The sequence below is a fragment of the Thermococcus celericrescens genome, from assembly GCF_001484195.1.
In the GTDB taxonomy this organism is placed as follows: domain Archaea; phylum Methanobacteriota_B; class Thermococci; order Thermococcales; family Thermococcaceae; genus Thermococcus; species Thermococcus celericrescens.
In genome coordinates this window covers 71,546-78,183 of record NZ_LLYW01000013.1, presented here as the reverse complement: position 1 = coordinate 78,183, position 6,638 = coordinate 71,546, and the positions used below count along the sequence as shown (strand labels likewise).

General features: G+C 53.0%; 7 protein-coding genes. 2 read left to right on the top strand and 5 right to left on the bottom strand.

From position 1 onward, the window contains the following. From APY94_RS04330 to APY94_RS04315, 4 genes are all read right to left on the bottom strand, one after another. Positions 1-1,292: aldehyde ferredoxin oxidoreductase family protein (locus tag APY94_RS04330; protein ID WP_058938470.1), on the bottom strand; the 1,292-nt coding region annotated here is incomplete at its 3' end. Between the two features lie 252 nt (positions 1,293-1,544). Further along, positions 1,545-2,396: a tRNA(Phe) (4-demethylwyosine(37)-C(7)) aminocarboxypropyltransferase Taw2 gene (taw2, locus tag APY94_RS04325; RefSeq protein ID WP_245610407.1), complete on the bottom strand. Its 852-nt coding sequence runs from the start codon at positions 2,394-2,396 to the stop codon at positions 1,545-1,547. A gap of 66 nt (positions 2,397-2,462) precedes the next feature. Continuing rightward, a complete protein-coding gene (locus APY94_RS04320; protein WP_058938469.1) occupies positions 2,463-3,407 on the bottom strand; it encodes a hypothetical protein in 945 nt (314 codons plus the stop codon). Continuing rightward, positions 3,400-4,392: a DUF4855 domain-containing protein gene (locus APY94_RS04315; protein WP_157065468.1), complete on the bottom strand. Its 993-nt coding sequence runs from the start codon at positions 4,390-4,392 to the stop codon at positions 3,400-3,402. Before APY94_RS04315 ends, APY94_RS04320 begins: the two co-directional genes overlap by 8 nt. A gap of 193 nt (positions 4,393-4,585) precedes the next feature. Here APY94_RS04315 and APY94_RS04310 point away from each other — a divergent pair, with 193 nt between their 5' ends. Both APY94_RS04310 and cas4 read left to right on the top strand, forming a co-directional pair. Next, positions 4,586-4,921: a hypothetical protein gene (locus APY94_RS04310; protein ID WP_058938473.1), complete on the top strand. Its 336-nt coding sequence runs from the start codon at positions 4,586-4,588 to the stop codon at positions 4,919-4,921. 168 nt (positions 4,922-5,089) lie between these two features. After that, the gene (cas4, locus tag APY94_RS04305) at positions 5,090-5,731 is read left to right on the top strand and encodes a CRISPR-associated protein Cas4 (RefSeq protein ID WP_058938467.1); all 642 of its coding nucleotides are present in this window, start codon (positions 5,090-5,092) and stop codon (positions 5,729-5,731) included. A gap of 11 nt (positions 5,732-5,742) precedes the next feature. Here cas4 and APY94_RS04300 read toward each other — a convergent pair whose 3' ends face one another. Next, entirely contained in the window at positions 5,743-6,624 is an 882-nt protein-coding gene (locus APY94_RS04300) for an MBL fold metallo-hydrolase (RefSeq protein ID WP_058938466.1), read from the bottom strand. Positions 6,625-6,638 lie beyond the last annotated feature (14 nt).

Genomic DNA, 6,638 nt, shown 5'->3' with positions numbered 1-6,638 from the left:
TTCCAGCTGTCCTTTCCGAGCCTCTCGCTGGCCCTCTTGACACCGTCGGCGAGGAGCTTTCCGAGGTTGCCCTCGCGGTAGGCCATCTTCCTGAGGGCCTCTACGGCGGCCTCGCCGTTGCCGAAGGTGAGCTCGATGCCGTCGGCCTCTTCCTTGGTGAGCAATCCGCGCTCGTAGGCCTCCATGGCCCAGGCGATTGTGACACCGGCCGAGATGGTGTCGAGGCCGAGCTGGTCTGCGAGGTAGTTGAGGTAGGCAACGGTCTCGAAGTCGTCCAGCTCGAGGACACCGCCGAAGGAGTAGAGGGTCTCGTACTCTGGGCCGTCGACCATGAAGGTGCCCCACTTCTCGCTCTCCACCCTGACGTACTGGCTGCACGGCTTGTTACAGAGCGGGCACGGCCTCCTTCCAGCGCGGTACTTCGGGGCCCAGAAGTAGGGGTCTATGCCGATGTGCTCCCTTCCCTCCTCCTTGGCCTTCTCATAGGCCTTCTTGAAGAAGCCCATCTGCCAGTTCCTGACCGGGAAGGTGCCCCTCTCGCGGTTCATCCAGTCGAGGAACTCACCGCTTCCGTAGTCCATGTCCGCCTTGGTGGCCGGGTGGTCCTTGAAGACGAGGGCCCACTCTTTCAGGAGCTCGCGGAACTTCTTGGGGCTGGCTATCGGGGCCTTCTTGCTGCCCTTCACAAGGATACCCTTGAGCTTCTTGCTTCCGAGGACGGCACCGGGTCCTCCACGGGCGGCCTGCCTGTCATCGGTCTCGATCGTCGAGATGAAGCTGAGTCTCTCGCCCGCGGGTCCGATGAATGCGGTCGCGTAGCCGGGGTACTCCTCCTTGGCCTTGGACCTAGCCTCGCCGGTGGTGAGGCCCCAGTAGCCATCGGCGGGAACGATCTTGACGTCATCGTCGTTGATGATGAGCATGACGGGTTCATCGCTCTGTCCCTCTACGATGAGCATGTCGTAGCCTGCCCTCTTGAGCTGAACGCCCATCTCGGCACCGGCCATGGCCCTTCCATAGCCGCCGGTGAGCGGGCTCTTGAAGTTGAAGGCAGTCTTAGAGCCGGTTCCAATGCCGGTATCAACGAACAGACCGGGCGTGATTATCATCTTGTTCTCGGGCCCGAGGGGGTCCGCGCCCGCCGTAACCTCGTCGTAGAGAACCCTGGTTCCAAAGCCAACGCCGCCGAGGTACTTCCTCGGGAACTCCTCGGGGAGGGGCTCAACCTTGACCTCTTTGGTGGTCAGGTTGACCCTCAGAATCTTGCCCCAGTAGCCACCTTTTGCCTCCATTTCAGAATCACCTCGAAAGATTTTCAGGTTGGAGGATATAAGGTCTTCGCAAAAGGAAGCGTTTCACAGCATATGTTAAGTTAAGTTCAATTGTTAACCACCGGCGAACCACCTCCGACACAACGGACCAAAAGTTTGTCCGATGGAACAGAAAGTTCCATGGATGAACCCAATGGAGAAAGTTTAAACGGCCGCTGGAACGCCGCCGTTCGGTTGGGATAGGGCCTTTCAACAGGAACATAGAAGAAGGGTTCATCTCTTGAAGACCCTCACGTCAACGACGACGTGCCAGACCCCGGGGGCGTAGCGCTTGATGACCAGCTCGTTGAGCTTTTCGGCCTCGTAGCCATGCTCTCTCGCGATTTCCCGGAACGTCCTGAAGGGCTCCTCCGGCATCAGCCTCTCCGGAACGGTGTTGTGGTAGTGAATCACCGCCTCGTCCTTCGCTATACTCAGCGCCTTGGGGATGAACTCATGGGTCGTAACGACGTAGCCCATCAGAATCCTGTCGGCTACGTTCTCCCCCGGGAAGTCGCGGTTGTCGATGTTGTAGGCCGTCATCCTGCCCTGAACCCGGTTCAGCTCGATATTCTCGACCAGGAACTGGAACGTGTACGGGCTCTTCTCTATTGCAATGACCCTGGCCTTCCCGTGGACGGCCATCGGGAGACTGAGGTGTCCGATTCCAGCGAACATGTCCACCACGAGCTCCCCGGGCTTCGCGACCTTTGCCATTCTAACGCGCTCTTTGACGTTGGCCGGGGAGAACATGACTTTGGCAACGTCCAGCTTGTATCTGATTCCGTTCTCAACGTGCACCGTTACCGTATCGCTCCCGTAGAGAACCTCGTAGTTCGTCTCGCGGAACTCGCCGCCTATTCTGCCCTTCCTCAGGACGGTTTTGACCCCGATTACCTGGGCATAGACCTCGGCGATGCGGTGCTTGTAAGGCTCAAGCTCCTGCCTGAGCGGCAGAATCAGTACATCGCCTATCTGAACCCAGTGCTTGGGGAGCATCTCAACTAACTCCTGTGAAAGTTCCCGTGAGAGGATTTTCCTTATGCGGGGTTTTATGAGCTGGGTTCTGTTTTTTTCCATTTTCATCATTTGCTCCTCTGTACTGGAATTTAAACCTTTGTCCTCAACTGCCCTAGATCTTGTTTTTTGAACTCAGAGCCTCCTACCCATCCATCGCACAAAGCCGAGTGGGAGCAACAAAAGAGCCAATATAAGTCCAGTGCCGCAGATTTCCCGTTCGCACTGCGAAAAATCAAGGGTTTCATTGATCAAAACCCTTGGCATTGGATCTGAGGAATCCTCGTATGTTATCTGGTAAAGCTGAAACGTTTTGAGCTCCTTCCCGTCGTAGAAGAATAATGAAACGGGTTTTATTTTATCCACGCTTGTGAGCATGAGATTATCTGCGGAACAGTTCCCCCTCCCGTGTATTAGAACGTCAGGATACCAGTAGTTGGCCTCCCCCGCGTAATAGGGTACGTAGAACAGAACCCCATTTTTGAGAAAAACTGCTCTGAAATTGTCGTAGTCGGATTTCAAAAGCACGTGATCCTCAAGATATTCCAAAGGGACTCTGTACGTCTTGGAGCCGTTGGAAAAAACGATGGCGTTTCCTTCCATTCTACCCGACACTCCGGGATAGGGATGGAATACGTATGACAGATTACCCAGTGGACGAACGCAGCCCTTCTCTGGGTGGATTTCATAGTAATTTGACCCATTTACTCCTGGAAGATTTGGCTTTATTTCACCAAATAGGTAGGCCATCCTCCACGATGAGTTTAAATGGCTAAATCCTATCTCAACATCAGTATCAGAGAGCTGGGGCACATAGAGCACATTGCTCCCGTTGAAGTAGAACACGTAGCGCCTGAAAAACGTTGGATCTAGGGAGCAATAACACAGCCTCTCCTTCGGGTCAATGCCGGGACACGTCGTATAGTACGCCAGATCCCATTCAACGACAATGAAGGCGTCGGATTTTCCAGGGAACACGTGAATGGACGTAATGAACCCATCTCTCTGAGCTGCCGCTAAGGGTGAGACAAAAATGATGAGAAGAGATAAGACAAGAAATGATAAAGAATGTTTAGACATAATGTTCACCGAGGTTGTCTTGACAATATCTTTCCATGTTGTCAATGACATTCAAGTCTGTACTAAAGTAGTATGCCCTGTGATAGAATTTACTCCCAAGAACATCTTTCTGTGCCCGGAGATAATCCCCCGCATAACTAAGAGCAAATATGGGGGTAGAAGATCTACAGTTCTCCACACAGGTATTCTCAATGCATCTCATGTCCTCAGGGCAGTTCCTATTGTTGCAGGATATCCCTAATACCGTCTTGTCAACTTCCATTTCCATATAAACCTGCCCTTCATAAATCCAATTTACCCGTTTTTTAAGTTCCTCATAGGAGTACTCATAAGTATTTCCGTATTTGTCTCTTAATGTTGAAAGTTGATAGTAGTTAGGTTGAACAAAGATATAGTTAAAATAAGTCCTTAATTGCGGGATGTTAACATACTCGGGATTGTCAATAAATTCCATGTCTCTATCTCTGAGTGCTGGAATCCAGATCAGCTTGAGACCATAACTCCTGACATAGCTTGAAAGGTCACTAATCAGTTGTTCGTTCACTCTTCCTGCTCCATAGCCTTTCGTAATTTGTCCCGCTGCTTCCAGACTCCAGTAAAATCCTTTCCGGTTCGAATCCACAATGCTCAAAACACCATCTACCCATCCATTCCAGTAAGAGTTATCAAACGATCCTTGTGGATTGTCTCTTGGATTTCCCGCTGGGGTATAAAATGGGATTGTGATATAGTAGTGAATTCCTTGGAGTTTAAAAGTGAGCCATGCAGCAAGCCTCTGACCATCCCTGTATCCATCATTGTAAGATCCATAACCAGTTAATGGCCCCGTATAGTGAGAGGCTCTCCCTTCACCGTCGAGGGCTATTAAATAATTAAATCTCCTATTTTTAAAGTCGTAAACTGTTGCTTCAGTACTTCCTAAAGTCATTCGTGACTCATAGCTCGACCCATTCCACCTAAACCACCACAGACCAAAAGTTGCCATTTGGGTTCTCCTCCTAAGTGTTATTAATATTATTTACACTATTAAATACTTAAAAATTTTTTGGTATTTATTGAATATATAAACCCCAAAGGTAGTTGTACAATGTATCCTTTCGTCAAAAAGCGAGGAGAAAGCCTTAAAAAGCGGAACGGCGAATTTAAAACGAGAAATCCTCCGGAGGTAGATGAGGAGTATGGATGAAGAACCTTCAAGTAGTTGGTTCTCCCGTCTGTTTAAGTCACGTGAGAAACCCGTCTTTCTTGAGCAGAAGCTCAGCAGGGAGGCATACGAGGACTACAGGGAGCTTTTAATGAAGGCCAGGCCCGAAGTGAACGGCTCGAAGCTCACCCTGAGGCTGTCCAACGGAACGGTTGAACTCGAGGACGGCGTTCTGAGGGTAAAGGCCAGGAACAAAAAGACCGCAGAGAAGATACTGAGGAACCTCCACCACTACGAGCAGCCGCCGAGCATCTGGCCGGCGTACGGGCTGAGCTACTCGCTCAAGAGGAAGAGGGGCACCGTTCTTTGACCCCTTTCTTTCCCTTCCCCTAAAGGTTTAAATGCCGGGTTAGCCTTAACCTTCCAAGCGGATGACGACCCTTGCCCAGTCTGATGGGTGATGACGTCGGTATTAGCTGACGCAGGGGCGGAGAGGTTCGCGGGCCGATGACCCGCCCCCCTTCCTGGAGGGAACGGAATGGCCGGAAATGACGGAAGCAATGGGAACGATGGTTTCATCGAGTTCTACGCCAGCGAGGCCCTGACGTGTCCGAGGAGGATATACTTCAGGCTCAAGGGCTACCCCGAGAGGTGGCCGGAGTTCGTAAAGGTGCGGCTGAACCAGGGCATAAACACCCACAACGTCCTCGGTGAGATCCTGCAAAAACGCTTCGGCTTCGAGCTTGAGAAGCACCTCATTCTCAGGTCCCAGAGACTCGGTTTCGAGATACACGGCAGGATAGACGCCATAGGGGACTTCCCAATCGAGATAAAGGGCAAGACCAGCCTCCCCAGCAAACCCTACGACTACCACATGGCCCAGCTCAACATCTACATGCGCTGGGCGGAGGCGGAGTACGGCTATCTCTACTACATAAAGCTCCACGAGGAACCCACGAGGGTGATAAGCAAGATCGACTTTTCGCGCTTTCCCATCGTAAAGGGGCCGAACTTCAAGGCCTTTGAAGTTCCCTACGACGGCAAGCTCTTCCGCGAGACCCTCAAGCACTTCTACTCCGTCAAGAAGGCCTACGAAAGAGGAAAGCCCCCGAAGGGGGAGTACTCCTACACGTGCAGGTTCTGCCCCTACCGCTACCTGTGCTATCCTGACGGGGAGTGAGCGCCTGCTCCCTAACCCTTCTCCACCCTCCATTTGAGTCCATTATCAACGACCGCGCCCACCTTTCCCTCGTTGTAGAGCTTCGCAATGAAGGCCCTGGCGGGGACGAGGTTGAGGGCGAGCTTCTGGGGCGTGACCTCGACCCCGTAGTACCTCATTATGCGGAAGGCGATACCGTCGATGCCCATCGGACCCTCCCTCAGGATGTCCAGGATGAGGCTTTCGGTCTCCTCGACACGGTTGAGGTTGAAGTCGAGCAGTTCGAGCGCCTCCTCCCCCTCCACTGGCCTGCCATGGGATGGTATCAGGAGAAAGCCGTCCTCTGCATAATTCTTTAATTCTGCAATTGAAGCTTTGAATAAGTCAGGGTCGACCATGTAAGGCAGGCCGACCGAGGTTATGACCCGCTCCCCGAAGAAGGCGTCCCCCGCGTAGAGAACACCGCCCACTTCGTCCACAAAACCCGTCATGCCGGGGGAATGTCCGTTCAGCTTCACCGACTTGAGACCGAAGGGTTCGTCCCCCCACTCGAAAACCGCGTGAACCTTGACCTCCTCGGGGAACTGGAAGACGAGGAAGCCGTTCGGCGCCTTCGAGCCGAAGGTGAGCAGTTCCCTGTTCAGCGGGCTCTCGGCTATCGAGAACTCGAAGCGGTGCATGAACAGAGGAGCGTCGATCCTCGGCGCAACCGATACGTGGTCTGCGTGGCCGTGCGTCGCAAGCTGGGCCTTTATTTCGACCCCTAGCTTCCGGACCTCCCTTTTCAGATCTTTGTGCCGCCCGCTCCCGTGGCCGGGGTCGATCAGAACCGCCCCTTCCCTGAGAACCTTTATCATGGTGGAGGGACTGCCCGGGTATAGGTAGATAGAATCTCCGAGCTCTCTCAGCGCCATGTTACCACCGCGAA

What these genes read in the sequence shown, in the direction of transcription:
- APY94_RS04310 (WP_058938473.1), top strand. Translation starts at nt 4,586, where the DNA reads ATGGATGAAGAACCTTCAAGTAGTTGGTTCTCCCGTCTGTTTAAGTCA.
- cas4 (WP_058938467.1), top strand. Translation starts at nt 5,090, where the DNA reads ATGGCCGGAAATGACGGAAGCAATGGGAACGATGGTTTCATCGAGTTC.
- APY94_RS04320 (WP_058938469.1), bottom strand. Translation starts at nt 3,407, where the DNA reads ATGTCTAAACATTCTTTATCATTTCTTGTCTTATCTCTTCTCATCATT.
- taw2 (WP_245610407.1), bottom strand. Translation starts at nt 2,396, where the DNA reads ATGAAAATGGAAAAAAACAGAACCCAGCTCATAAAACCCCGCATAAGG.
- APY94_RS04300 (WP_058938466.1), bottom strand. Translation starts at nt 6,624, where the DNA reads ATGGCGCTGAGAGAGCTCGGAGATTCTATCTACCTATACCCGGGCAGT.
- APY94_RS04315 (WP_157065468.1), bottom strand. Translation starts at nt 4,392, where the DNA reads ATGGCAACTTTTGGTCTGTGGTGGTTTAGGTGGAATGGGTCGAGCTAT.